The sequence below is a fragment of the Paraglaciecola sp. MB-3u-78 genome (assembly GCF_002835935.1).
Classification (GTDB): Bacteria; Pseudomonadota; Gammaproteobacteria; order Enterobacterales; family Alteromonadaceae; genus Paraglaciecola.
In genome coordinates this window covers 1-524 of the sequence record NZ_PJCF01000057.1, presented here as the reverse complement: position 1 = coordinate 524, position 524 = coordinate 1, and the positions used below count along the sequence as shown (strand labels likewise).

Genomic DNA, 524 nt, shown 5'->3' with positions numbered 1-524 from the left:
AAAAAAAAAGAACAACAGACACTTATAGTACACTTCCCCCCTTCGCAACAGACAACACCTTTTGAGTATTGCCTGCTCTGTTGAACACACTGCCAACAGTCGGTCTGGTTTTATCCTCCACACCATTACTGGCTTTCACAGGCCTGACCTTACTCACTACTACGGGTTCATCTGCCACCTCCCACCAATCTGTACCTTGAATCACTTCTTGGATACAAACTTCCAGTTACACTGGAAATGATGTCAGGCTTCCCCAGTTACTGCACTGGCTCCCTATTAGCTATTCCACCCTCAAACACGTAATGGGTCTGATTGAGTATTGGGCGTTGCGCTATTTTGCACGCTTACCCACCCACCACGCCGAAACAGGTTCGCTTACGCTGTGTATCGCTAACTTCCTATGGCTTCCTTCACACCCCACCGTTAGCCAGTGACGCACTTACCATTCGGATTATCTTCCCCTCAATCGGGGTGATTCAGGTTTCTTTCAACCTGACGGGTTTGCCAGCTTCGCTGGGCAAACA

General features: G+C 48.7%; 1 protein-coding gene. It reads right to left on the bottom strand.

Annotation, left to right across the window (positions count from 1 at the left end):
- Positions 1 to 22: 22 nt before the first annotated feature.
- A complete protein-coding gene (locus tag CXF95_RS26310; protein WP_101199148.1) occupies positions 23 to 205 on the bottom strand; it encodes a hypothetical protein in 183 nt (60 codons plus the stop codon).
- Between the last annotated feature and the right edge of the window lie 319 nt (positions 206 to 524).